The 24,713-nt window shown below is 59.4% G+C and carries 20 protein-coding genes and 1 tRNA gene; 12 read left to right on the plus strand and 9 right to left on the minus strand.

Annotated features, from left to right (window positions below):
* Positions 1-174 precede the first annotated feature (174 nt).
* Positions 175-1,059, minus strand: a complete 885-nt coding sequence (gene tesB / locus ACK9YZ_RS19810) for an acyl-CoA thioesterase II (RefSeq protein WP_416064906.1) — start codon at positions 1,057-1,059, stop codon at positions 175-177.
* Between the two features lie 85 nt (positions 1,060-1,144).
* Here tesB and ACK9YZ_RS19815 point away from each other — a divergent pair, with 85 nt between their 5' ends.
* Positions 1,145-2,359, plus strand: coding sequence for a ubiquinone biosynthesis hydroxylase (locus ACK9YZ_RS19815; protein ID WP_216756245.1), 1,215 nt, complete (start codon positions 1,145-1,147; stop codon positions 2,357-2,359).
* 9 nt (positions 2,360-2,368) lie between these two features.
* On the opposite strand, the gene ACK9YZ_RS19820 is transcribed toward ACK9YZ_RS19815, so the two are convergent.
* The 4 genes from ACK9YZ_RS19820 to ACK9YZ_RS19835 form a co-directional block, all read right to left on the minus strand.
* Positions 2,369-2,557 (minus strand): Trm112 family protein, encoded by a 189-nt coding sequence (locus tag ACK9YZ_RS19820; protein ID WP_216756246.1) that lies wholly within the window; start codon positions 2,555-2,557, stop codon positions 2,369-2,371.
* Between the two features lie 8 nt (positions 2,558-2,565).
* Positions 2,566-3,237: an LON peptidase substrate-binding domain-containing protein gene (locus ACK9YZ_RS19825; protein WP_216756247.1), complete on the minus strand. Its 672-nt coding sequence runs from the start codon at positions 3,235-3,237 to the stop codon at positions 2,566-2,568.
* A 102-nt stretch (positions 3,238-3,339) separates the two neighbouring features.
* Positions 3,340-4,314, minus strand: coding sequence for a thioredoxin (gene trxA, locus ACK9YZ_RS19830; protein WP_416064907.1), 975 nt, complete (start codon positions 4,312-4,314; stop codon positions 3,340-3,342).
* Positions 4,315-4,370: 56 nt separating this feature from the next.
* Positions 4,371-4,880, minus strand: coding sequence for a prolyl-tRNA synthetase associated domain-containing protein (locus ACK9YZ_RS19835; protein ID WP_416064908.1), 510 nt, complete (start codon positions 4,878-4,880; stop codon positions 4,371-4,373).
* Between the two features lie 257 nt (positions 4,881-5,137).
* Here ACK9YZ_RS19835 and ACK9YZ_RS19840 point away from each other — a divergent pair.
* The 3 genes from ACK9YZ_RS19840 (at position 5,138) to ACK9YZ_RS19850 (ending at position 9,651) form a co-directional block, all read left to right on the plus strand.
* Positions 5,138-5,212: transfer RNA gene (locus ACK9YZ_RS19840), tRNA-Gly, on the plus strand.
* Between the two features lie 558 nt (positions 5,213-5,770).
* The gene (locus ACK9YZ_RS19845; RefSeq protein ID WP_416064909.1) at positions 5,771-8,233 is read left to right on the plus strand and encodes a phosphoketolase; all 2,463 of its coding nucleotides are present in this window, start codon (positions 5,771-5,773) and stop codon (positions 8,231-8,233) included.
* A 98-nt stretch (positions 8,234-8,331) separates the two neighbouring features.
* Positions 8,332-9,651, plus strand: a complete 1,320-nt coding sequence (locus tag ACK9YZ_RS19850) for a glucoamylase family protein (RefSeq protein WP_216756251.1) — start codon at positions 8,332-8,334, stop codon at positions 9,649-9,651.
* A gap of 107 nt (positions 9,652-9,758) precedes the next feature.
* On the opposite strand, the gene ACK9YZ_RS19855 is transcribed toward ACK9YZ_RS19850, so the two are convergent.
* From ACK9YZ_RS19855 to ACK9YZ_RS19870, 4 genes are all read right to left on the minus strand, one after another.
* Positions 9,759-11,447 carry an ABC transporter ATP-binding protein/permease gene (locus ACK9YZ_RS19855; RefSeq protein ID WP_216756252.1) on the minus strand — a complete coding sequence of 563 codons (1,689 nt, stop codon included), beginning with the start codon at positions 11,445-11,447 and terminating at the stop codon, positions 9,759-9,761.
* Between the two features lie 162 nt (positions 11,448-11,609).
* On the minus strand, positions 11,610-12,479 hold the full coding sequence (locus ACK9YZ_RS19860; protein WP_416064910.1) for an ABC transporter permease: 870 nt from the start codon (positions 12,477-12,479) through the stop codon (positions 11,610-11,612).
* A complete protein-coding gene (locus ACK9YZ_RS19865) occupies positions 12,479-13,399 on the minus strand; it encodes an ABC transporter permease (protein WP_416064911.1) in 921 nt (306 codons plus the stop codon). Before ACK9YZ_RS19865 ends, ACK9YZ_RS19860 begins: the two co-directional genes overlap by 1 nt.
* A gap of 60 nt (positions 13,400-13,459) precedes the next feature.
* Complete coding sequence (locus ACK9YZ_RS19870) at positions 13,460-15,010, minus strand: ABC transporter substrate-binding protein (protein WP_216756255.1); 1,551 nt, start codon at positions 15,008-15,010, stop codon at positions 13,460-13,462.
* Positions 15,011-15,148: 138 nt separating this feature from the next.
* Between ACK9YZ_RS19870 and ACK9YZ_RS19875 the strand changes: the two genes are divergently transcribed.
* The 8 genes from ACK9YZ_RS19875 (at position 15,149) to ACK9YZ_RS19910 (ending at position 24,710) form a co-directional block, all read left to right on the plus strand.
* Complete coding sequence (locus ACK9YZ_RS19875; protein WP_416064912.1) at positions 15,149-16,282, plus strand: ROK family transcriptional regulator; 1,134 nt, start codon at positions 15,149-15,151, stop codon at positions 16,280-16,282.
* Positions 16,283-16,290: 8 nt separating this feature from the next.
* Complete coding sequence (locus tag ACK9YZ_RS19880) at positions 16,291-17,733, plus strand: M81 family metallopeptidase (RefSeq protein WP_416064913.1); 1,443 nt, start codon at positions 16,291-16,293, stop codon at positions 17,731-17,733.
* A 207-nt stretch (positions 17,734-17,940) separates the two neighbouring features.
* Positions 17,941-18,666, plus strand: a complete 726-nt coding sequence (locus tag ACK9YZ_RS19885; RefSeq protein WP_416064914.1) for a FadR/GntR family transcriptional regulator — start codon at positions 17,941-17,943, stop codon at positions 18,664-18,666.
* A 79-nt stretch (positions 18,667-18,745) separates the two neighbouring features.
* On the plus strand, positions 18,746-20,254 hold the full coding sequence (locus ACK9YZ_RS19890) for an ABC transporter substrate-binding protein (RefSeq protein WP_416064915.1): 1,509 nt from the start codon (positions 18,746-18,748) through the stop codon (positions 20,252-20,254).
* A gap of 63 nt (positions 20,255-20,317) precedes the next feature.
* The gene (locus ACK9YZ_RS19895; RefSeq protein ID WP_416064916.1) at positions 20,318-21,265 is read left to right on the plus strand and encodes an ABC transporter permease; all 948 of its coding nucleotides are present in this window, start codon (positions 20,318-20,320) and stop codon (positions 21,263-21,265) included.
* Entirely contained in the window at positions 21,262-22,146 is an 885-nt protein-coding gene (locus ACK9YZ_RS19900; RefSeq protein ID WP_416064917.1) for an ABC transporter permease, read from the plus strand. Before ACK9YZ_RS19895 ends, ACK9YZ_RS19900 begins: the two co-directional genes overlap by 4 nt.
* A gap of 21 nt (positions 22,147-22,167) precedes the next feature.
* A complete protein-coding gene (locus tag ACK9YZ_RS19905; RefSeq protein WP_416064918.1) occupies positions 22,168-23,952 on the plus strand; it encodes a gamma-glutamyltransferase family protein in 1,785 nt (594 codons plus the stop codon).
* Between the two features lie 2 nt (positions 23,953-23,954).
* Positions 23,955-24,710: a DUF1028 domain-containing protein gene (locus tag ACK9YZ_RS19910; protein ID WP_416064919.1), complete on the plus strand. Its 756-nt coding sequence runs from the start codon at positions 23,955-23,957 to the stop codon at positions 24,708-24,710.
* The last annotated feature ends 3 nt before the right edge of the window (positions 24,711-24,713 follow it).

Raw genomic sequence — 24,713 nt, forward strand, 5'->3', positions numbered from 1 at the left:
GCTGACGGTTTCTTCAACAGCGACCGGCGATAGACATTCAAAGGGCGTGCCAGATTCGTGACAGTCTTTAAGTTATTGAAATATAAAGGATACAGGGGATGACGCTAATAAACAGGCAAATGATTGGCCAATAAGCGCACAAATAATGCGCAAATTTATAAATATGCACATTATTTATTCATTTGCCTTTTTCCGAATCAAGCCCTCCTGCGCGACCGACGCGATCAGGACACCTGACCGTGTAAACAGGCTACCACGGGTCAATCCCCGGGCACCTGAGGCCGACGGACTGTCCTGCGTATAGAGCAGCCAGTCGTCGAGTTTGTCCGGCCGGTGGAACCACATGGCATGGTCGAGACTTGCGACCTGCAAATTCTGATCGAAGATGGACGTTCCATGGGCATGCAGCGATGCATCAAGCAGCGTCATGTCCGAGAGATAGGCAAGTACCGCAGCCTGATAGAGCCGGTTGTCCGGCATGGGACCGGTGGCGCGCACCCAGACCTCCTGCCGTGGCTCGAGCTTCTCACGCGTGAAGTAATGTTTGAGCGAGACCGGTCGAATTTCGATCGGCCTCTCGCGCTCCCAGTATTTGCGCACAGCCGTCGACGCATGGGCGAGATACTGTTCCTTGATCTGCTGCTCGCCGAGCAGCGTTTCCGGCATCGGTACAGCCGGCATGGGGACCTGGTGGTCGAAGCCCGGTTCCTCGACCTGGAAGGAGGCCGACAGTGCAAAGATCGCCTTGCCGTGCTGGATCGCGACGGCGCGGCGCGTATTAAAGCTCGATCCGTCACGGATGCGCTCGACCTGATAGATGATCGGCACGGAGGGATCGCCGGGGCGCATGAAATAGGCGTGCAGAGAATGAATGAAGCGTTCGCCCTCGACCGTGCGGTGCGCCGCCATCAGTGCCTGTGCGATCACTTGCCCACCGAACACCCGCTGCCAGCCGACCTGAGGGCTGCGGCCGCGAAAGATATCGACCTCGATCGGCTCGATATCCAGCGTCGAAATCAACGTTTCCATGGCGGTGGGCTTGCCCGTCTGCTCCGTCATTTTGTTCGGCTCCCGGCGGTAGGAAGTGGTAACCTGATGATCTATATAGATCGCATCTGATCGTAGGAAGTAACAGGAGCTGATGATGCTGGACATGCTGGTTGTGGGCGGAGGTTACGTCGGCCTGTCCGTGGCCGTGGCGGTCAAGCAGGCAGCACCTCATCTCAATATCGCCGTCGTCGAGGCGGCACCCGAGCACGCCTGGAAGACGGATATGCGCGCTTCCGCCATCATTGCGGCGGCGACGAAGATGCTTGAGGTCTTCGGCATCTGGGACGAGATCGAACCGGAGGCCCAGCCGATCAGCAAAATGATCGTCACCGACTCCAAGATGTCCGATCCGGTCCGCCCGATCTTCCTGACCTTCGACGGCGAAGTGGCCGAAGGCCGGCCATTTGCCCACATGATCCCGAATGTCGTCATGGTCGGCGCGCTGCGCGGCGCATGCGAACGGCTCGGCATCGAGATCCGCCACGGCCTCAGCGCCACGGGGCTCAAGACGGGCGACGCCAATATCGAGGTCAGCCTATCCAACGGCAGTACGCTGCAATCGCGCTTGCTGGTCGCCTGCGACGGCGTGCGATCCAGACTGCGCGACCTTGCCGGCATCAAGACCGTGACCTGGGATTATGGCCAGTCCGGCATCGTCACGACGGTAGAGCATGAGCGCCCGCACCATGGCTGCGCGGAAGAGCACTTCCTGCCGTCCGGCCCCTTTGCCATCCTGCCGCTGCGCAACAACCGCTCATCGCTGGTCTGGACCGAGCGAACGAATGATGCCGCCAGACTCGTCGCCGCGGACGATCTGGTTTTCGAAGAGGAACTGGAACGCCGCTTCGGCCACAAGCTCGGCGCCCTCAAGGTCGTCGGCGATAAGCGGGCATTCCCGCTCGGCCTCACGCTCGCCCGTTCCTTCATCGCTCCACGCTTCGCGCTTGCCGGCGATGCCGCACATGGCATCCATCCGATTTCCGGCCAGGGCCTCAATCTCGGCTTCAAGGATGTGGCAGCGCTTGCCGAAACCATCGTGGATGCCGATCGACTCGGTCTCGATATCGGCGCCATCAACATTCTGGAGCGTTATCAGAGCTGGCGCCGTTTCGACACCTTCCGCATGGGCGTCACGACGGATGTGCTGAACCGGCTCTTTTCCAACGACATGGCACCAATCCGAATCGCCCGCGACTTCGGTCTCGGCATCGTCGATCGCCTGCCCGGTTTGAAGTCCTTCTTCATCAGCCAGGCGGCGGGAACGACAGCCAAGGACAATCCACGGCTGCTCTCAGGCGAAACGATCTGACATTACTCGTCAGTCTTCGAGTGTGCGCGCTTCCGAAACCAGCATGATCGGAATGCCGTCCCTGATCGGATAGGCAAGCCGCGCCTTTTCCGAGACCAGTTCATTGAGCTCGCGATCGTAGGAAAGCCGCCCCTTGGTCAGCGGGCAGACGAGAAGTTCGAGAAGTTTCGGATCAACCCGGCTCAGCTTTTCGTCCATGGCATCCTCTACTGCAGCACGGTGTCGGAATCGCCAAAAACGCGGGCGAGAACGATTTCAGTGATGGCGATCAGGGTTTCCGCCCTGGTTTTTAGGTCGGGTGCCTCAAGCAGCGCCTGCTTCTCAGCCGGGCCGAAGGGCGACATCATGGCGAGCGAATTGACGAGGGTAAGATTGCTGGCGCGCTCCACGCTCTCCCAGTCCGCCTCCAGCTTGTTGGCGTCGAGATAGGCCTTGAAGGCCGTCAGCAGGGCGCTGCGGTCGACGGCATCCTCCTCGTTTTCGGCAGAAAGATCGGAAATGAATGGCGCTATGCGGAAAGTACGGAACGGCTGACCATGTGATCGCTCCTCCAGCAGCCGGAAGCGGCACACGCCTGTCAGCGAGACGATATAACGCCCATCGCCGGTTTCGGCATAGGACGTGATCCGGCCAAGGCAGCCAACGGCCGCAAGCTCCGGCGCATGTGCCTTGTCCTCATGCTCGCCGTGCGCCGGCTGCACCATGCCGATCAGACGGTTTCCGGTGAGCGCCGCATCGAACATCGCAAGATAACGCGGCTCGAAGATATTGAGAGGTAACTGTCCGGCAGGCAGGAGAAGCGCACCTGTCAGGGGAAAAACAACAATTTCGTCCGGTAAATCACCGGGCTTCAGATATCTGGCATTGCCCACTTGCATGAAGACTGGTCCCGCACTCTTGCGGTGGGCGTGTCCAACACGCCCACCCTGACGAGAAATGTGGTGCCCTTGTCTGAAAACGCAAGGGTGAAGGCGGCAAACTCAGGAAAACAGGATCGAGGAAAGCTTGCGGCGGGCCGAAACAGTCGCCGGATCCTTGAATCCCCAGACCTCGAAGAACTGCAGGAGCTGGCGCCGCGCACCATCATCGTCAAAGGTGCGATCCTTGCGCATGATGAAGAGCAGATGTTCAGCCGCTTCCTCGCGCTTGCCCTCGACATTCAGGATCTTGGCGAGTTTCAGGCGGGCTTCGTGATGATCCGGGTTCAATGCCAGCTCGCGCTCCAGGGCAATGGGATCGCCGAGCTTGCGGGCTTCTTCTATCTGGTCAAGCTTCTTCAGCACCGCCTGGATGCCGGCATCCTTGGAAGCCTCTTCCGGCAGCTCGCTCAGCATCTGGCGGGCCTCGCCATGCTGGTCGGCTGCGATCAGGCACTCGGCCATGCCGGCAAGCGCCTTCGCATTTTCCGGATCAGCCTGAAGGATGGCACCATAAAGCTGACCCGCTTCATTGATATCTCCAGCGGCCAGCGCGTCGGAGGCCTGCGCTAGATAAGCTTCGATTTCTGCGGTCTCATCGGCACCCGCAGGACCCGCGAGGCGATCGATAAACTGGCGAACCTGGCTTTCCGGCACCGCCCCCATGAAACCATCGGCCGGGCGGCCATTGACGAAGGCGATGACGGCTGGAATGGACTGGATGCCAAGCTGACCGGCGATCGAAGGATGATCGTCAATGTTCATCTTGACCAGTCTGACGCGGCCCTGACCTTCATTGACGACCTTTTCCAGAACCGGCGTAAGCTGCTTGCACGGACCACACCAGGGCGCCCAGAAGTCGACCAGCACCGGCTGATTGCGCGATTCCTCTAGAACATCCTTCGCGAAATTCGCCGTTGTGGTGTCCTTGATATAGCCACCGGCCGCTGTCGCAGGCTGGGGTGCTGTACCGTAGCTCGCCGTTGCCGACATCTGGTTGCCGAAAGAACCGTTGTAGGGATTGTCGCTGCCGCTCATGGATATCTCCCGCCGCGCCGATCTGCCGGCGTCTCTTGTAGCGCTAAAATCGTATGTCAGCACGTCACTTTCAAGACAAGCGGCTTATGCCCCGTCGCTTCCATAAATCGTATCAGGTCGGCGCTGCCGATCGAAGTGGTCGCGTCGTTGGAGAGCGGGTGGCAGTTTATGATGTCGTCATGCATCAGATCCGCATCGAGCACGAAGGTGACATTGTTACCGGTATCGTTGATCGCACCGAGCGCAGTAACCGCGCCCGGAATGACGCCCAGATATTCCATCAACTTTTCAGGCTTGCCGAAGGACACGCGGCCGGAGGCACCGATGATGGTGTGGACCTGCTTAAGGTCGACAGCGGCATTTTCCTCGACCGTCAGCAGGAAATAACGATCTTTCTTGTCCCTCACGAAGAGGTTCTTGGTGTGGCCACCGGGAATCTCGTCCCGCAGCGCCACCGATTCGGCAACAGTGAAGACGGGAGCATGATCTTTGGTGCTGTGGGCGATGCCGATTCCGTCGAGAAAGACGAAAAGATCCTGGCGAGTCTTGGGCTTGTTTTCGTTCATCGTCATTCCATCAGACAGGAAAAGATAGATTGGATTGTCTGCTTACGTCCGCCTCATCAACTTGGCAATCTTCAGGACCGACGCATTGCCCTGCATTCGCGGCGTTTCCGAAGCCGGTTTTCCACCGCCAGAACTTTTCTTCGTTTTTCCGTCATTTCCCTGTTGCATTTGAAAATCGTTTGGGCGATATAGCGCCCGTCGCCGCAAGGTGGCGCCCACGGTCCGCTACTTACTACCCCGGACCGGCGTGGATTTGAGCGGGTGTAGCTCAGGGGTAGAGCACAACCTTGCCAAGGTTGGGGTCGAGGGTTCGAATCCCTTCGCCCGCTCCAGTTTTCCCAATATGATTTATGCATACCAAAGCTTAAAACGTCTTTATGACGTGCGCTTGGTGTTGCCATCGGCCGTGCAGCGAACGCCATGACTGGCTTCGTCAGGACAAAAGCAGGCCAAGTATCAATCGATACCCGATGCCGGAAGGCATGCGTTGTTCCTTCGGTCGCCTTTCCACAGACAAATTTGCGGCGTTCGATTGATCCAACTCAATGCAAAATGAGGTAGTATCCGATTAGGCTTCTTGCGCTTTGTTGGGAGGATTCTTCGCGCAAGCGGTTACCTATACCTACCTCTGGCATAGGCAGAGGAAGATTCCCATCGTTCAGACCTGCGGTGGATCGACATGCTCGTCAAAGATGTAATGACGACAACGGTTGTCACAGTATCACCCGACAACAGCGTTCGGCGGAGGGTGTCTGTGGTGTCCGCGGCGTGGTGGAGCATTTCTCGGAATCTCCTCCTTAATAATACCCCAGCATCGACATGAGACTGCATCGGCCTTCGTGAAATAGGCCAACGAGATTCAGCAATGTTATTTTGATTGGGAGACTCAGATGGCCTCACCTGAAACGGCAGTGATGAACAAACCAGCCTCAATCGCGTCGTCTGGAAAGACCCCGCTTTCCACTGAGGAACTCCGCCTGATGGACGCCTATTGGCGGGCATCGAACTATCTGTCGGTCGGGCAGATCTATCTGCTCGACAATCCCTTGCTCAAAAAGCCGCTCGCACGCGAACACATCAAGCCGCGGTTGCTCGGCCATTGGGGAACCTCGCCAGGCCTGAACATGCTCTATGTGCACCTTAACAGGGTGATCAAGCGAGACGACCTCAACATGATCTATGTGATCGGCCCTGGCCATGGCGGACCGTCGCTTGTCGCACATGCCTATCTGGAGGGGACGTACACCGAATTCTACCCGAATATTGGTCAGGACGAGGAAGGCATGAAGCGGCTGTTCAAGCAGTTCAGCTTTCCCGGCGGCATCCCGAGCCACGTCGCTCCCGAAACACCAGGGAGCATACATGAAGGTGGCGAGCTCGGTTATGCGCTCAGCCACGCCTATGGAGCAGCCTTCGACAATCCCGATCTGATCGTCGCCTGTGTTGTCGGTGACGGAGAAGCCGAAACCGGGCCGCTTGCGACGGGATGGCATGGCAACAAGTTCCTCAATCCAGCCCGTGACGGCTGCGTTCTGCCGATCCTGCACCTCAACGGCTACAAGATCGCCAATCCCTGCTTCCTTGCCCGTATTCCCAAGGAGGAATTGCTGAAGTTCTTTGAGGGCATGGGATATGCGCCCCTCTTCGTGGAAGGCCATGAGCCCGACAAGGTGCAGCAACAGCTTGCCGCGGCCATGGACACCGCCGTCGCCAGGATCAAGGCGATCTGGTCGGAAGCGCGGGACAAGGGAAATGTCAGCCGGCCGGCGTGGCCGATGATCATCTTCCGCACGCCGAAGGGCTGGACCTGCCCGGAGGAAATCGACGGCAAGAAATGCGAAGACTATTGGCGCTCGCACCAGGTTCCGATGGGCGACATGGACAAACCGGAACATATCAAGGTGCTTCGTCACTGGATGAAGACCTACAGGCCTGAAGAACTTTTCGACGACGATGGCAGACTGCATGCTGAACTGGCCGCGCTGGCACCGACCGGACATCGCCGGATGAGCGACAATCCGCACGCAAACGGTGGTCTGTTGTTGCGCGATTTGAAGATGCCGGATTTCCGCGATTATGCTGTCTCTATCCCCAAGCCCGGTACAGTCACAGCAGAATCCGCTCGCGTCATGGGCAAGTTCCTGCGCGATGTGATGAAATTGAATCTTGGCAGCAAGAACTTTCGGCTGTTCAGCCCCGATGAGAACAATTCCAACCGCTGGCAGGACGTGCTGGAGGTGACGGATCGCTGCTATATGGCCGAGATCTATCCCGAGGACGATCACCTGTCGCCGGACGGCCGCGTCATGGAGGTCCTGAGCGAGCATCAATGCCAGGGCTGGCTCGAAGGCTATCTGCTGACTGGCCGTCACGGCTTTTTCTCCTGCTACGAGGCGTTCATTCACATCATCGACTCGATGTTCAATCAGCACGCCAAATGGCTGAAGGTGTGCAACCACATTCCATGGCGGCGGCCGATCGCCTCGCTCAACTACTTCCTGAGTTCGCATGTGTGGAGACAGGATCACAACGGCTTTTCTCATCAGGATCCTGGCTTCATCGACCATGTGATCAACAAGAAGGCAGAGGTCATCCGGGTCTATCTTCCGCCGGATGCCAATACGCTCCTGTCCGTCACCGATCATTGCCTGCGCAGCCGCAACTATGTGAACGTGGTGGTGGCGGGCAAGCAACCTGCTCCGCAATGGCTCACGATGGATGAGGCCATCAAGCACTGCGCCGAAGGTCTCGGTATTTGGCAATGGGCCAGCAATGACCGGGATTCGGAGCCGGATGTGGTCATGGCTTGCTGCGGCGATGTGCCGACCTTGGAGACGCTCGCCGCCGTCCAGCTGATCCGCGAGCACCTTCCCCAGGTGAAGGTGCGGGTCATCAATGTCGTCAATCTGATGAAGCTTCAGCCCTCGAGCGAACATCCCCACGGGCTTTCGGATCGTGACTTCGATGCGTTCTTCACGAAGGACAAGCCGATCATCTTCGCATTCCACGGATATCCCTGGTTGATCCACCGGCTGACTTATCGGCGAACCAACCATAAAAACCTGCACGTTCGGGGCTATAAGGAAGAGGGAACGACCACGACGCCGTTCGACATGGTCGTCCTGAACGAGCTCGATCGCTTTCATCTCGTCGAAGACGTCATCGATCGGCTGCCGCAACTTGGCGCGCGCGCGGCCTATTTCAAGCAGGCAATCCGCGGGAAACTGATCGAGCACCGCCAATATATCGAGGCGCATGGTGATGACATGCCCGAGATCAGCGGCTGGACGTGGGGGGTCAAGAGCACGGAAAAAATGAAGGCGGGGACTTCCACAGAGGGAGACAATGCCTAGCCGACGCGTTGCGCCTAAACGATCATGCCGGCAGGCGTCCGACCAAGGCCGCCTCCGGTTGTCCGACGAAACCATCTGATCTCCTCGGTTACCCTATCATGTCGGAATTACTGTCAACCGATCCCGAACTGAACCGAATGCCAACGGATGAGGACCTCGGTCGTCTTCAGTTCACGACATTGCTCTACTATCTGCAATGCACGAATCCGGACAATGGATTGGTTCGCGACAAGACACAGGCGGGCGCACCGGCGAGTATCGCCGCCATCGGCATGGCTCTTGCGACCATTCCTGTCATCGTAGAACGCGGCGTCGTCATTCGTGAGTTTGCCGCCAAGATCGCGCGACGTCGGCTGGAATTCCTGATGTCCTGCCACCAGGGGCCGGAACCTGACGCATCCGGCTACAAGGGTTTCTTCTACCATTTCCTCGACATTGAGACGGGGCGACGGGTCTGGCAGTGCGAATTGTCAACGATCGACTCGGCTTTCCTGTTCGCCGGTGCCTTGACCGTGGCAGCCTATTTCGATGCAGACACCGAGGACGAAGCGAAGGTTCGCGCACTTGCCAAATCGCTGTATGAGCGCGTGGACTGGAATTGGGCTCGCGACCACGGGGCTACGCTCACCCATGGCTGGCGACCGGAAAGCGGATTCATTCCGTATCGGTGGCGCGGCTATGACGAAGGCCTGCTTCTTTACATTCTCGGACTCGGCTCACCGAGCCACCCTCTGCCGCCTGAAAGCTTCACCGCCTATACGGAGAGTTACGAATGGCGGAATATCTTCGGACGTGAATTGCTCTATTCCGGTCCGCTCTTCACGCATCAGCTTTCACATATGTGGATCGATTTTCGTGAAATTCGCGATAAATTCATGCGCGAGCACGACAGCGACTATTTCCAGAACAGCCGGCACGCCACTTTCGTTCAGCAGGAATACGCCATTCGCAACCCGCTGGACTTAAAAGGCTACGGCGAACATTGCTGGGGGTTCACGGCAAGCGATGGGCCTGGCTGGATCAAGCGAAACATAGACGGCGTCGATAGGGAATTCTTCGACTACGTCGCCCGGGGCGCACCCTATGGGCCGGATGATGGAACGGTATCCCCCTGGGTTGTGGTTGCCTCGCTGCCGTTTGCGCCGGAAATCGTCATCCCGACCGTGCGAAACTTTGCCCGCATGAAACTGGGCATGACGCGACTTTACGGGTTTAGGCCGTCGTTCAACCAGACATATACGACTGGCGACAACAACGACGGATGGTGGGTCAGCCCCTACCATTTCGGGATCGACCAAGGTCCCGTCGTCCTGATGATCGAAAACTACCGGACCGGCTTACTGTGGAACATCATGCGTCGATGCGAGCCGGTTGTAGTCGGACTAAGACGAGCAGGGTTTTCAGGCGGCTGGTTATGATGGTCTTGCCGAATCCGCCCGAATTTCCTGAACCGGCTTGTGAACGAACGACGGACAGTGAACGCCGCAGACGACTTGGGTTTTCAAAGAACCAAGCTGCATAACAGTCAGGCTTTCTGTTTTTGATCGATCCACCTCCAGGAACCGTCCGAAGCATATTCCAGAACGGCATCATAGGATGAGCGCGGGGCACCCGGCTCGGCGAAGTTGACGCACGCGATCCTTCTTTCGGCTAAGAGCCCGAGGATCGCGGTCAGAAGTTCGTGACCGAAGATGGCGTCGGCTTTTTCCAGAATAATGTATGACGGAGTGGCTAAGATCGCGCTTGCAAGTGTGACGAGCTGTTGTTCGCGCGGCGACAGCAACGTAGACCAGTCTTGCTCGCTGTCCAGATCGTTGGGTGTCAAATCGCGTGCGAGGCCGAGATTCCTCAACAAAGCGAGAATTTGGTCATCCGTTTCCCCGATCGAGCGCTCCGGCGGCGCCAGAATCTGGCGCAGAGTTCCCGGACCCGAATAGGCCCGCTGACCGAGAAATCGCACATATTGGCGGGGTGGGATGACGATGCGCCCAGTGCCTGACGTATTAAGTTCTGCCGTGGCCCGGAACAAAGCGGTGGCCACGGCCTCACTTTCTCCGGCAACGATCACTCGCGTATCTGTCGGTATGAGAACCGACAAATCCTTCACCAACGCCTCTCCTGTCGGCGACGTCAGCGTCAGATGTTCATAGCCAAGACTCCCCTCAGCCTCGACGTGTTCGAGATTGATGTCTGCTGGGCTGCTGGGCTCCTCGATCGCTTCCAAAAGGGAACTGAGACGCGCCACGACGGTCGCGAAGTTCGAGATCGAGTTGAATTGTGCGACGATGAATGAGAACGCACCGACAAGCATGGCAAAGGCCGCCGCCGACTGCGTGATGACACCAAATTCCATGTCACCGCGCATGAACGCGGGCGCGATGATGACGACCGGAATGATCTGTATCATCCAATTGTAACCGGTGGTGAAGAAACCAACGTTGCGATTGATGCCAATTATCCGCCTGAAGTTTGCGGCGAGGCTATCAAACTGCTTGAGGAGCCGATCTGTGTGGCGTTGCTCGGAGCCCCCGATGATGATCGATTCTGTATTGTCGCGAACACGGATCAGTTCGGACCGGAAGGCCGCTTCGCGGTCGAGCTGGTTATAGTTCAGATTGATCAAAGGTCGTCCCAACATGATCGTCATAAACGACCCGAAGGCCGCGTAGATAACCGCAGTAAAGAAGAGAAGCGGACTGATCAGCCACAACACGCTCGAAAAGGTGAAGACCGTCAATACGCTGCTGAGCAGCATAAGCAGAAAGGAGAGTGTCGTCGTCGTGAACGCTTTGACATCCTCGGCGATCCGCTGATCAGGATAGGAAACTTTACCCTGAATGCCGAGCCGGTAGAACGTACCGTCGGTCATATAAACGCCGATTGCACGACGGGTGAGGTATTCTCGCCAAAGCAAAGCCAGTCGTTCTTCGGCGAAGCGGGCAATCACCGATACGACCGTCGAAGCAGCAAAAGCGCCAGCGTAGAGGATCGCCTGGCGAACAAATTCGGCAGTCTGCCTTTCAGCGATCGCAGTCATGAAGTGCCGGCCGACGAAGCTGTTGACGACATTCAGAGCGCTGATGCCGGCAAAAAGAGCGATCAGCGACACGAGAAGGAACCCGGCTCGTCCACCGACATCGGATGTCATGAACAATTTGATCGCGTGGATGAACCGCGTTGCCGTCAACTTGAGCGGAATTTGCTGCTGGCCCATAGTCGTCCCCCCAACTTGTGTTTGGACGAACTATAGCGCGAAAAACGTGCGACAGAGAATGGCGCGCGAGCGGATGAGCGAGCCTTCTCCTGGGGCTCCCAAACGGGATATGGCTCGTGGACAATCGATCCCGCGCAACACACGACGCGTTGCATCTATCTGCTATTTTCGTGGATCGAGCAGATCGCGCAGGCCGTCGCCGAGAACGTTGAAGCCGAGTACGGTGACCATGATCGCGAGGCCGGGAAAGAGTGACATGTAGATGTTGAGGCCGAGATAGTTGCGGCCGTCGCTCATCATCGCACCCCATTCGGGAAGCGGTGGCTGTGCGCCAAGGCCGAGGAAGGAGAGGCTTGCAGCCGACAGTATGACGGTGCCTGCCGTCAGCGTCGACTGTACGATGATCGGGCCAATCGCGTTGCGCAGGATGTAATGCGTCATGATTCGGTGGCGCGACACGCCGAGCGAAATGGCCGCCTCCACATAATCCATTGCCTTGAGGCCGAGCGTCAGATTGCGGCTCAACCGCGCATAGACGGGCACCGAGAAGATCGCGATGGCGATGAGCAAGTTGACGAGGCTGGTGCCGAGCACGCTGACGATGAGAATGGCCAGAACGATCCCCGGGAAAGCGAAGAGGATATCCATACACCACATGATCGCCTGGTCGACATAACGCCCGGTCATGCCCGACAGAATGCCCAGCGGAACGCCGACGACGACAGCGAGCCCGACGCTGAGCACGACTTCAAGAAGCGAGATTCGTGCGCCATAGAGCACGCGGGCGAAAATATCCCGGCCGTTGTCGTCGGTGCCGAAAGGGTGCTCCCAGGAAGGCTCGAGCATGGTCGAGAGCAGGTCCTGCGAGTAGGGATCGGCCGAGGTGAAGAGCGGAGCAAAGACCGCCATCAGCACGATGATGCCGATCAGCCCACCACCTATGGTGATGCCCTTGTGCGTCGCAAGCCAGCGCAAAGTGCGGCGCAGGCCGCCGCTGCCGGTCGCAACCTTTTCCGCTTTGCTCATCGCCATCAGTCGAACCTTATCTTCGGATTGAGCGCCGCAATCGCCATTTCCGCCAGGAAGTTCATGACGACGACGCCGGTGACGGCAACAAGCGTCACGCCCTGGATGACCGGATAGTCACGGTAGCGAACCGAATCGACCAGCAGGCGGCCGATGCCTGGCCAGTTGAAGACCGATTCGGTGACGACGGCACCGCCGATCAGGCTGCCGAAATTCAGCCCGACGATAGTGACGATCGGGATCAGCGCATTGCGCAGCGCATGGCTCCAATAAATCGAGCCAGGCGCGACACCCTTAGCCCGCGCCGTGCGGATATAATCCTGTGCCAATACCTCGATCATGCTGGAACGCGTCATCCGGGCGATCACAGCCATCGGCAGCAGCGCAAGCGTGATCGACGGCAGAATGAAGCTTTTCCATGAGGTGGCGCCGAGAAGCGGCAGCCAGCCGAGACTGACGGAGAATGTGTTCATCGCCATCAGCGCCAACCAGAAATTGGCAATTGACGCGCCGGCGATCGCCAGCAGCATGACGGCCTGGTCCGGCCAGCCGTACCGGTAGATCGCCCCGATCATACCGGCCGGCACGCCGATCGCGATCGCCAGTAGATAGGCCGTGATCGCAAGACCGAGCGTAAACGGCATTCGCTCCGCAATCTCGTCGACGACGGGCAGCTTCGATTTGATGGACATGCCGAGATCGCCCCTGATCGCGCCATAGGCGAACTGCCCATATTGTTCGGCGATGCTACGGTCGAGCCCCAGACGGGTGCGCATATTGTCAACCGCTTCCTGCGTGGCTTCAGGGCCGGCCATCATGCGAGCCGGATCACCCGGAAGCGCGCGGATGGCGACAAAGATCAGCATCGATACGCCGATCAGGATCAGCGGCAAGGCGATAAGCTTCTTGAGAATATAGGCTTTCATCGGAGCGTCATCGTCAGTGAACCGGGCGAACGGCGCAATGCGCGGTCCGCCCGTTACGCATCAGTCCTTCGTGGCTTCCTTGACCACGACGAGGCCGCCGGGCACGATCCAGGTGCCCTTCACACTGTTACGGGCGGCATAGAGGTCCTGCGTCGTATAGAGGAGGACGTGCGGCGCCTGCTCGTTGACCTCCTTCTGGGCGTCGACATAGATCGCGTTGCGTGCCGTCTCGTCCAACGTCGAAGCTGCCTTGTCAATCAACTCGTCCAGCTTCGGATCGTTGAAGAAGCCGAGATTGGCGCTCGCCGGCGAAGCGCTGGCCGAATGGTAGAGCGGACGGAATTGCAGGTCGGCGCCATTGACGCCAGAGGACCAGGAGGCAATCACCGAACCCGTATTGGCAGTCGCCTTACCAGCCGGATCGGCAAAGGCCGCCTTCGACCAGACGCCACTTTCCATGCGCTGCACGTCGAGCTTCACGCCGGCCTTCGCCCACATGGCCTGCAGCAGTTCGCCGATACGCGCCTCCGGCTCCTGCACGATCGTCGTCATCGAGAACCCGTCGGGATAACCGGCATCGGCGAGCAGCTTCTTCGCCTTATCGATATCATAAGTGTAGGGCGCAAGCGTCTTGTCATAGCCGGGTGTCACGGGCGCAAGCGGCGAATTCGCCGGCGTGGCATTGCCCTGCATGATCGCCTTGACGAGGCCATCGCGGTCGGTGGCATAGTTCAGTGCCTGGCGCACGCGCAAATCGTCGAGCGGTTTCAGCTTGGTGTTGAGCGACACCCAGAACACGGCCGAGCCGTCTGATTTGTAGACCTTCATGTCCTGGTTGGCTTCGAGTTGCTTGGCAAAGGCGGCCGGCAACGGATTGACGATATCGGCATCCCCCGTCTGCAGCGCCATGTTCATGACCGAGGGTTCTGCCGTCCAGGTCCACTTGATCTCATCGGCCCCCTTCGCGGCACCGCCCCACCAGTCCGCGTTCTTCGTTTCCAGCACATATTCGCCGGACTTGTATTCCTGCAGCTTGTAGGGTCCGGTGCCGACAGCCTTGCTGCCGATCGTACCGGCGGCATCCGCAACAGGGCTGACCATCAGGCAAGGGCCGGTCGTCAGAAGCGCGAGAAAGGCCGGATAGGGTTTTTTGAGCTTGAACTGCACGGTGGAAGGATCGACGGCGCTGACGCTTTCGATAAAGGTGCGAAGACGGCCACTGGCGGCAAGGCCGCGCTTTGTATCGAGATGGCGAGTAAAGTTCTTCACCACGGCATCAGCGTCGAACGCCGTGCCGTCATGGAATTTTACGCCCTGACGCAGCTTGAAGGTCCAGACGATACCGGCATCGTCGCTCGACCATTGCGTAGCAAGCGCCGGCTGGAGAGTAAGGTCCTTTGCGCGGGCGAGAAGCCCCTCATACATCGGATCCAGAACGGCGGCCGTAAACGTCGCGGTCTGATCGCCCGGATCCATCGAGCGCGGCGCTTCGGTCTGCATGACCGTCAGCGTAGAAGCGAAGGCCGAAAGCGGCGCAAACAGCGCTCCGGTAACGGTACAACCGAGTGCGAATTGGCGAGCGCTAATAAATTTCTTGCGAATGATATCCATTGGTTCACCTTCTTGTTGATTCTTGAACCGCCCTTTCGGTCGGCCTTGATCAATTTTTGTAATTTATTTTGATTGATTGGTTCATTTTGTGAACTTATTGTCAAGGCGAAATCACAAGCAGCAGGATCAGGGATTTTAATGTTCAACTCATCGCAGCGCGAGCTTCTGCGGGTCATAAGCGAGTCCGGCCCCCTCAGCCGGACCGATCTTGCGGCCGCTATCGGGCTGAGCAAAGCAGCGATGAGCGGCATTGCCCGCGAGTTGATCGATCGCGGCGTTCTACATGAAACGGAAATGGTCTACGGCCAGGGCCGCCCCTCCGTCCTGCTCGACCTGAAGCCGGAATGCGCCTTCTTCATCGGCATCTCTCTTCTGGAAGATCCCGCGCCAATGATCCTCAGCGATCTCAACGGCAATATCGTCGCTCGTCAGCAGCTGCCCTATTCCCGCGATCCCAAGGTCATCGCCAATGCCATCGCCTATGGCCTGCCGGAAATCCTGAAGGGCCACCCGCAGGCAAGCTCGAAGCTTGCCGGCATCGGCGTGGCGCTGTCGGGCTTCGTCGATGAAAAGCAGGCGACCTGCGTACAATCCACCCTCCTTGGCTGGCAGGACGTGCCGCTCGCCGAAATCATCCGCCAGGCAAGCGGCGTCGATACTTTCATCGAAAACGATGCCAAGGCCGTGGCCGTCAGCGAGAAGCTCTTCGGCATTGCCCGCGACACGCCGAATTTCTCGGTCGTTTCACTGGGAGACGGTATCGGCTGCGCCCATTTCATCGACGGCAAACTCTATCGCGGCAATCACGGCGGCGCCGGTGAAATCGCCCATGCGACGATCGAGCCCGGCGGCGCGCCCTGCCGCTGCGGCAAGCGCGGCTGTCTCGATACGATCGCCTCCATGAAAGCGATCAAGGAGATGACGCGGGCCGCCGGGCTAAAATGCACCTCGCTGTCGGAACTGGAAGAAGAAGCCTCGCACGGCACCGCCGAAGCGATCGCCATCATCCACAAGGCGGGCGCCGCTCTCGGGCTGGCGATCTCGCATCTGATCCAGATGAACGATCCCGGCATGATCCTCATCACCCACATCGAGGGCTCCTTCGACGGCCTGTTCGGCACGGTCGTGCAACAGGCGATCGAAGCCAATGTTCTTCCACGTTACGCTGGCGCAACACCGATCCGCACCCGCCGCGTCGACAGCGACGTCTGGGCACGGGGCGCTGCCAGCATCGCTGCCCATAATTTTCTGATTGGTCCCAATATAAGCTGAGGTTTCCCATGCGTATCGCCGTTGGTGGCATTCACATCGAATGCAGCACGTACAATCCCGTCCTGAACGAGGAGAAGGATTTCCGGGTGGTACGCGGCGAAGGGCTGCTGACCGCTCCCTATTTTTCGTTTTTGAAGGACTACGACGCCGAATTCCTGCCGACGATCCATGCCCGCGCCATAGCCGGCGGCCCTGTCGCGCGCCACACCTACGAGGCCTTCAAGGCCGAGTTCCTGGAGCGCCTGAAGCCGCTTCTGCCGCTCGACGGCCTCTATCTCGCCATGCACGGCGCCATGTATGTCGAAGGCATGGAAGATGCGGAAGGCGACTGGATCACCGCTGCCCGCGCGCTCGTCGGCGACGATTGTACAGTTTCGGCAAGTTACGACCTGCACGGCAACGTCACCCAGCGCATTCTCGATGCGCTCGACATGTACTCCACCTACCGCACCGCGCCGCATATCGATGTCGAGGAAACGATGCGTCGTTCGGTTTCGATGCTGGTGAAGAGCCTGAAGAGTGGTGTGAAACCCACCTTGCTCTGGGCACCGATCCCTGTCGTCCTGCCGGGTGAACGCACCAGCACCGTGGATGAACCGGCAAAGAGCCTCTATGCCGAACTGCCCGGCATCGATGCACTCGATGGCGTCTGGGATGCCTCGCTGATGGTCGGTTATGTCTGGGCCGACGAGCCCCGCGCCACCGCCGCCGCCATCATGACCGGCACGGACCGTGCCGTGCTGGAGCGTGAGGCAAAGCGTATAGCAAAGGCGTATTGGGACGTACGCGAGGAATTCGTCTTCGGCTGCGAGACCGGCTCGATCAAGGAATGCGTCGCCCAGGCGATCGTTAGCCCGACCGGCCCCGTCGTGCTTGCCGAATCCGGCGACAACCCGACCGGCGGCGGTGTGGGCGATCGTGCCGACGTCCTTGCCGAACTGATCGCTAAGGGCGCCACCGGCGTTGTCTTCGCCGGCATTGCTGACAAGGCGGCAACGGAAGCCTGCTATGCGGCCAACGTCGGCGCTACGCTGGAACTGACCGTCGGCGCCTCGCTCGATACCAAGGGCAGCAAGCCGGTGACGGGACGCTTCGTGGTGAAGTTCCTGCACGAAACCGACGACGCAGCCGACCGGCAGGCCGTTGTTTCCATCGGCGGCATCGATCTGGTGCTCTCCGCCAAGCGCCGCCCCTATCACAACATCGTCGATTTTACTCGCCTCGGTCTTGATCCGCGCACGGCAAAGATCGTCGTCGTCAAGTCGGGTTATCTCTCGCCGGAACTCGCACCCATCGCCAATCCCAATCTCATGGCGCTCTCAGTCGGTGTCGTCGACCAGTTCGTCGAGCGCCTGCCGCGCCTGCGAAAACAGCACCCGACCTATCCTTTCGACAAGGATTTCGGCTTCGAGCCGCAAGCTTTCCTATCGGCACGCTCCGCGAACCGCTGAGGTTTGATAGGCGAACCAATTGACTTTTGGTACCGCACGATTGTCTAGCGTGCAGTTCTCATCAAAACGTGTGCGTACTTTTGGATCTGTCGCAAATCTAGGCCATACGATCAATAAACAGGCAGATATTTATTTGCACAAAAAAGTGCTTGACGATCCGTTGGATTTGGTTTGCATTGAACCAATATTAAATTGGTTCAGCCAATCATGGACGAAACGCAAGGCAATTCGAACTATGCGCTGGAGAAGCTGAGGGCTCTCCTGCAGTCGGATAGTCTCGATGCCGATGGCAAGCTGCCAACCGAACGTACGCTCTCCGAAATGCTCGGCGTCAGCCGCCGCTCGATCCGTCGCGCGCTGGAAGTGCTGGAGGCCGAAGGCCGCATCTGGCGCCGGCAGGGCTCCGGCACCTTTGCCGGCAAGCGCCCGGACGGCTGGAGCAACCATGTCGATTCCATCGTCGCCGATACCGATCTCATGGAGATCATGGAAGTGCGCCTGCGCATCGAACCGCAGCTTGCACAGCTTGCGGCCATGCGTGCCAAGGCGGGCGATGTCGAGCGCATGTATGATCTGGTGAAAAAGATCTACGAAAGCACGGATGCCGACGGTCGCGAACTCTGGGATGGCGCGCTGCATCGCCAGATCGCCCAATGCGCCGGCAACTCATTCTTTCTCACGATCTTCGACGTCATCAACCGCGTCCGCCAGGACGAAGCCTGGCAGGCGATCCGCGAGCGCGCCCGCAGCGTCAGCCGCACGCGCGAAGTCACCCATGGCCAGCACACAGCCATCGTCGATGCTATCGCCGCCCGCGATCCGGGAAAAGCCGGCGAAGCCATGCGCCAGCACCTGCTGACGCTGCAGGAAAGCCTCATCCGCATTACCTCTCTCGACCACAGCGAAACGGAGGTCGAGAAGGAGCCCACTTGAGCGGGGAAACGGCACGGCGGAGATAACCGACGGCTCGACACGACAAACGTGAAACAAAAACATAACAGAGGAGAATGATATGAAATTCGCCGGATTGCTGACCACCGCCGCAGCGGCAGCGCTTTTTGCGCTTCCCGCCGTCGCGACCGAACTGAAGATCGGCCTGCAGGACGATGCCGACGTGCTCGATCCCGCACAGTCGCGCACCTTCGTCGGCCGCATCGTCTATACCGCGATGTGCGACAAGCTCGTCGACGTCTCGCCGGACCTGAAGATCGTGCCGCAGCTTGCGACGGAATGGAACTGGTCGGCCGACGGCAAGGAGCTCACCATGAAGCTTCGCCAGGGTGTGAAGTTCCAGGACGAGACGCCCTTCAACGCGGAAGCTGTCGTCGCCACCATCGAGCGCAACATGACCCTGCCGGAATCGCGTCGCAAGAGCGAGCTGAGCTCCGTCCAGAAGGTCGAGGCGTCAGGCGAATATGAAGTCAAGTTCACGCTAAAGAGCCCAGATGTCACCCTGCTTGCCCAGCTTTCCGACCGCGCTGGCATGATCGTCTCACCGAAAGCCGCAAAGGAACTCGGCGCGAAGTTCGGCGACCATCCGGTCTGCGCCGGCCCCTTCAAGTTCGTCGAACGCGTCCAGCAGGACCGTATCGTGCTGGAGAAGTTCCAGGACTACTGGAACAAGGATAATGTCTTCATCGACAAGATCACCTACCTTCCGATCCCGGATTCGACCGTACGCCTGGCCAATCTGCGCTCCGGCGACCTCGACATGATCGAACGCTTGGCTGCCACCGACGCCGAGACGGTCAAGAGCGACCCGAACCTCGTTTACAAGGATGTCGTCAACACCGGTTGGCTCGGCATCTATGCCAATGTTGGCAATGGCGCGCGCGCCGACAACCCGATGGGCAAGGACAAGCGCCTGCGCCAGGCCTTCTCGTTGGCAATCGATCGCGATGCCGCCATGCAGATCGTCTTCGAAGGCACCGGCGTTGCTGGCAACCAGCCCTTCCCGCCGAGCAGCCCGTGGTTCGACAAGAATGTTCCGGTTCCGGCCCGCGACGTCGAAAAGGCCAAGGCCCTCGTCAAGGCGGCAGGCTTCGACCACATTCCGGTTGAAATGCAGGTTTCGAACAGCCCGGTGGTCATGCAGATGATGCAGATCATCCAGTCCATGGTCGCAGAAGCTGGCTTCGACCTGACCCTGAAGACAACGGAATTTGCCACCCTGCTCAACGAGCAGACCGCCGGCAACTATCAGCTCAGCCGCTCCGACTGGTCCGGCCGAGTCGACCCTGACGGCAATATCCAGCAGTTCGTCACCTGCGGTGCCGGCCTGAACGACAGCAAATATTGCAATGCCGATGTCGACAAGTTGCTGAACGAGGCTCGCCAGTCCCCTGACGATTCCGTGCGCAAGCAGAAATACGATGCAGCAACCGCAATCCTCAATGACGATTTGCCGATCATCTTCCTTGGCCACCAGTCCTGGATCTGGGCTCTGCACAAAAACATCACCGGCTTCGTTGCTTCACCCGATGGCATGATCCGCCTCGTCGGTGTGAAGAAGGAAGGCTGATAGCCACACGCTTCAGGAACGCGGCGACCCTCGCCGCGTTCCGCTGATGGTATCGGAGCGCCCATGTACAGGTTTATCGCCAAGCGGCTGCTGGTCGCCATTCCAACTCTGCTGATCATTTCGGTCTTCGTCTTCTCGCTGCAGAAACTTCTGCCGGGAGATCCAGTTCTGGCCATGGCCGGCGAAGAGCGCGATCCGCAGGTGCTGGAATTCCTGCGGGAGAAATATCACCTCAAGGACCCCGTTCCTTACCAGTATTTCTACTGGCTGGGCTCCGCACTGAAGGGTGATCTCGGCATTTCGCTGCGCACCAACCAGCCGGTTCTTGAACTGGTGGCCGAGAAACTGCCGGTTACCATCCAGCTCGCCATCATGTCGATGATCTTCGCCTTCGCCATCGGCGTGCCGATCGGCATCCTGGCGGCTGTCAAGAAGAATACGATCATCGATTATCTCGCCAACATCATCGCGTTATCCGGCCTGTCGATCCCGAATTTCTGGCTCGGCATCATGCTGATCCTGCTGATCTCGGTGAACCTCGGCTGGTTGCCAGCTTCAGGCTACGAGCCCTTCTTCTCCAATCCGCTACGCTCGATCCAAACCATGCTGATGCCCTCCTTCGTGCTCGGCAACGCGCTCGCCGCCACGTTGATGCGCCACACGCGTTCGGCAATGCTGAGCGTCTTGAGCGCCGACTACATCCGTACCGCCCGCGCCAAGGGGCTTTCGGAAAGTTCCGTCGTGCTCGAACACAGCTTCCGCAACGCGGTCCTGCCGATCGTCACACTGACCGCTCTGCTTTTTGGCGAACTTCTCGCCGGCGCGGTTCTCACGGAGCAGATTTTCACAATCCCAGGCTTTGGAAAGCTCATCGTCGATGCCGTCTTCAATCGCGATTACGCCGTCGTCCAGGGCGTCGTCATCTGCACGGCGATCGGCTTTATCCTGATGAACCTCGTGGCCGACGTTCTCTACGTTCTCCTCAATCCGCGCATGAGGGCTTCGCTATGACCGCAATCGATCAAGTTGTTGCCACACCCATCACCTCGACCGAGCAGCGTGCGCCGAGCCGCGCCTGGCGCAAGCTGAAAGCCAACAAGGGTGCGCTTGTCGGTCTCACCATCATTGCCTTCTTCGCAATCCTTGCCATCATCGCGCCGCTCCTGCCGCTCCCCGATCCGAACGCCACAAGCTGGTCGACGATCCGCAAGGCGCCGTCAGCGGCCCATTGGCTCGGCACCGACGACATCGGCCGCGATATTCTCTCCCGCATGATGTGGGGCGCGCAGGCCTCGCTGATGGCCGGCGTCTTTTCCGTGGCGATCGCCGTTCTCATCGGCGTGCCCTTCGGCCTGATCTCAGGCTATTTCGGCGGCTGGATCGACATGATCATCTCCCGCATCACCGAAGCCTTCCTGGCGATGCCTTTCCTGATCACCGCGATCGCACTTGCCGCCTTCCTTGGTCCTAGCCTCAGCAACGCGATGATCGCGATCGGTCTTTCGGCAATGCCTATCTTCGTGCGGCTGACGCGTGGCCAGGTACTGGCGGTCAAGACAGAGGAATATATCGAAGGCGCGCGATCCATCGGTCTTCGCCATTTCAGCATCATCACCCGCTACATCCTGCCGAATGTGTTCGCACCGATCCTCGTGCAGGCGACGCTGACGATCGCGACCGCCATCATCGCCGAAGCCAGCCTCTCCTTCCTCGGTCTCGGCCAACAACCGCCAGCGCCGAGCTGGGGCTCGATGCTGAACGTGGCCAAGAATTTTCTCAGCCAGGCGCCCTGGATGGCGATGTGGCCGGGCATTGCCATCTTCCTCGTCGTTATCGGTTTCAATCTCTTGGGCGACGGCCTGCGCGATGCGCTCGATCCGCGCGAAGCATGACTCTTCGAAAGGACATATGAAATGACCGCATTTACGACCCGCCCCGAAATTCTGGGTACGTTCGGCGTCGTCACCTCAACGCACTGGATCGCCTCGGCTGTCGGCATGAGCATTCTGGAAAAAGGCGGCAATGCCTTCGATGCAGCGGTTGCTGCCGGCTTCACCCTGCAGATCTTGGAGCCGCACCTCGTCGGCCCTGGCGGCGATATGCCCGCAATCATCTATTCGAAGAAGAAGGGCAAGGTCGAGGTCATCTGCGCGCAGGGTCCTGCTCCCGCAGCAGCCACCATCGAGCACTATACGTCTGAGGGCCTGAAACTGATCCCGGGCGACGGCCTGCTCGCAACCGTCATTCCCGGTTCCTTCGATGGCTGGATGCTGATGCTGCGCGACTACGGCAGGATGTGTGTGCGCGACGTGCTCGAGCCGGCGATCTACTACGCCGAAAACGGCCATCCGCTGCTGCCCCGCGTTTCGGCCACCATCAAGGGGCTTGCTGAATTCTTCGAAAAGGAATGGCCGACCTCCTACGAGACCTGGGTGCCGGGAGGCTCTGTTCCGGAGCCGAATTCCAGCTTCAAGAACCCGGTTCTGGCCGAGACCTGGAAGCGCATCATCTCCGAGGCGGAAGCAAAGCAAAACCGCGAGGCGCAGATCGAAGCCGCCCGTGACGCCTTCTATCGCGGCTTCGTCGCCGAGAAGATCGCAGACTATCTAAAAAACGCGGAAGTGATGGATGCAAGCGGCAGCCGTCACAAAGCGGTGCTGACGGCTGACGACATGGCGAACTGGTCGGCAACAATCGAGGAGCCGCAGACCTATGACTATCACGGCTGGACGGTCGCCAAGATCGGCCCCTGGGGCCAAGGTCCGGTCTTCCTGCAGACCCTGTCGATCCTCAAGGGCATGGATATCGCTGCAATGGCGCCTGACGGAGCCGACTTCGTCCATACCGTGACCGAAGCCATGAAACTCGCCTTCGCCGATCGCGAGATCTACTACGGTGATCCCAAATTCGCCGACGTTCCGCTCGACCAGCTCCTGTCAGATACCTACGCCGCCGCCCGCCGCAAACTCATTACGGACGAAGCCTCCTTCGACCTGCGTCCCGGAAAGCTGGCCGGCTTCGAGCATCAATATGACGTGACAATGGAGATGCTCGGCGCCGATTCCAAGACAGGCGCAGTCTACGAGCCGACCATGGCGCATCTGACGGAAAAGCGCGGCGACACCGTCCATATCGACGTCATCGACCGCGAAGGCAATATGGTCTCCGTCACGCCCTCAGGCGGCTGGCTGCAGTCCTCGCCGATCATTCCGGGCCTCGGCTTCTGCCTGAATTCACGTGCCCAGATGTTCTGGCTGAGGCCCGGCCTGCCGACGTCGCTCGCTCCCGGCAAGCGCCCGCGCACGACGCTGACACCTTCGCTCGCCCTTTACGAAGGCCGCCCGGCACTCGCCTTCGGCACGCCCGGCGGCGATCAGCAGGAACAGTGGCAGCTCTCTTTCTTCCTGCGTTATGTCCATCACAAGATGAACCTGCAGGCGGCGATCGACCAGCCGCTCTTCCACACCTCGCATTTCCCCGGCTCCTTCTATCCGCGCACGCGTGAGCCGGGCGGCCTGATGGTAGAAGGCAATTTCAGTGCCGATGTGCTCGACAATCTGCGCGCCCGCGGCCACGCGCTCACCGTTTCCGAGCCCTGGACCATTGGTCGCCTGACGGCAGCCCGCCGCGATGCCGATGGGCTGTTGCGTGCCGCTGCCACGCCGCGCCTCATGCAGGCCTATGCGATCGGGAGATAGTCATGACTTGGTCCATCGTCGCCCGCGATCCCAAGACTGGTTATCTCGGCAGCGCCGTCGCTACTCGCTTCTTTGCGGTCGGCGGTCTGGTCCCGCATGTCCGCGGGGGCATTGGCGCGGTCGCCACGCAGGCCTTCGTCAACCCGCTCTACGGCACGGACGGCGTTGCCCTGATTGCAGAAGGCAAGGCGCCGGATGAGATCATCGCGGAACTGACCGCCCGCGATGCCGGCCGTGACCAGCGCCAGCTTCACCTGATCGATGCCGCCGGCCGCAACGCTGCTTTCACCGGCACCAAATGCATCGACTGGGCCGGTCATCTGGTGGACGACAACGTCTCCGTCGCCGGCAACATGCTGGCTGGTCCCGAGGTCGTCGCTCAGACGCTTGCAGCCTACAAGAAGACGATGGACAAGCCCTTCATCGAGCGCCTGCTCGAAGCCATGCAGGCCGGCGAGGATGCCGGCGGCGACAAGCGTGGCAAGCAGTCTGCCGCTCTCCTCGTCCATCGCGATCAGGATTATCCCTGGCTCAGCATCCGCGCGGACGATCATCCCGATCCCCTCGCCGAACTGCGCCGGCTCTATGCGGTGGCGCAGGAGCGCTACATGCATGTCGCCGAAACGATGGCGACCAAAGCAAACCCGAACGGAATGATTGACAGGCGCGAGATCGATGAAAAGATCGCAGCGCTGGAAGCCGCGCGCATTGCGGAAGGGCGGCCGTCGGCCTCTTTCGCTACGCCTTTGAAGACCTGAAAG

The organism is Rhizobium sp. ZK1 (genome assembly GCF_047782645.1).
Lineage (GTDB): Bacteria > Pseudomonadota > Alphaproteobacteria > Rhizobiales > Rhizobiaceae > Rhizobium.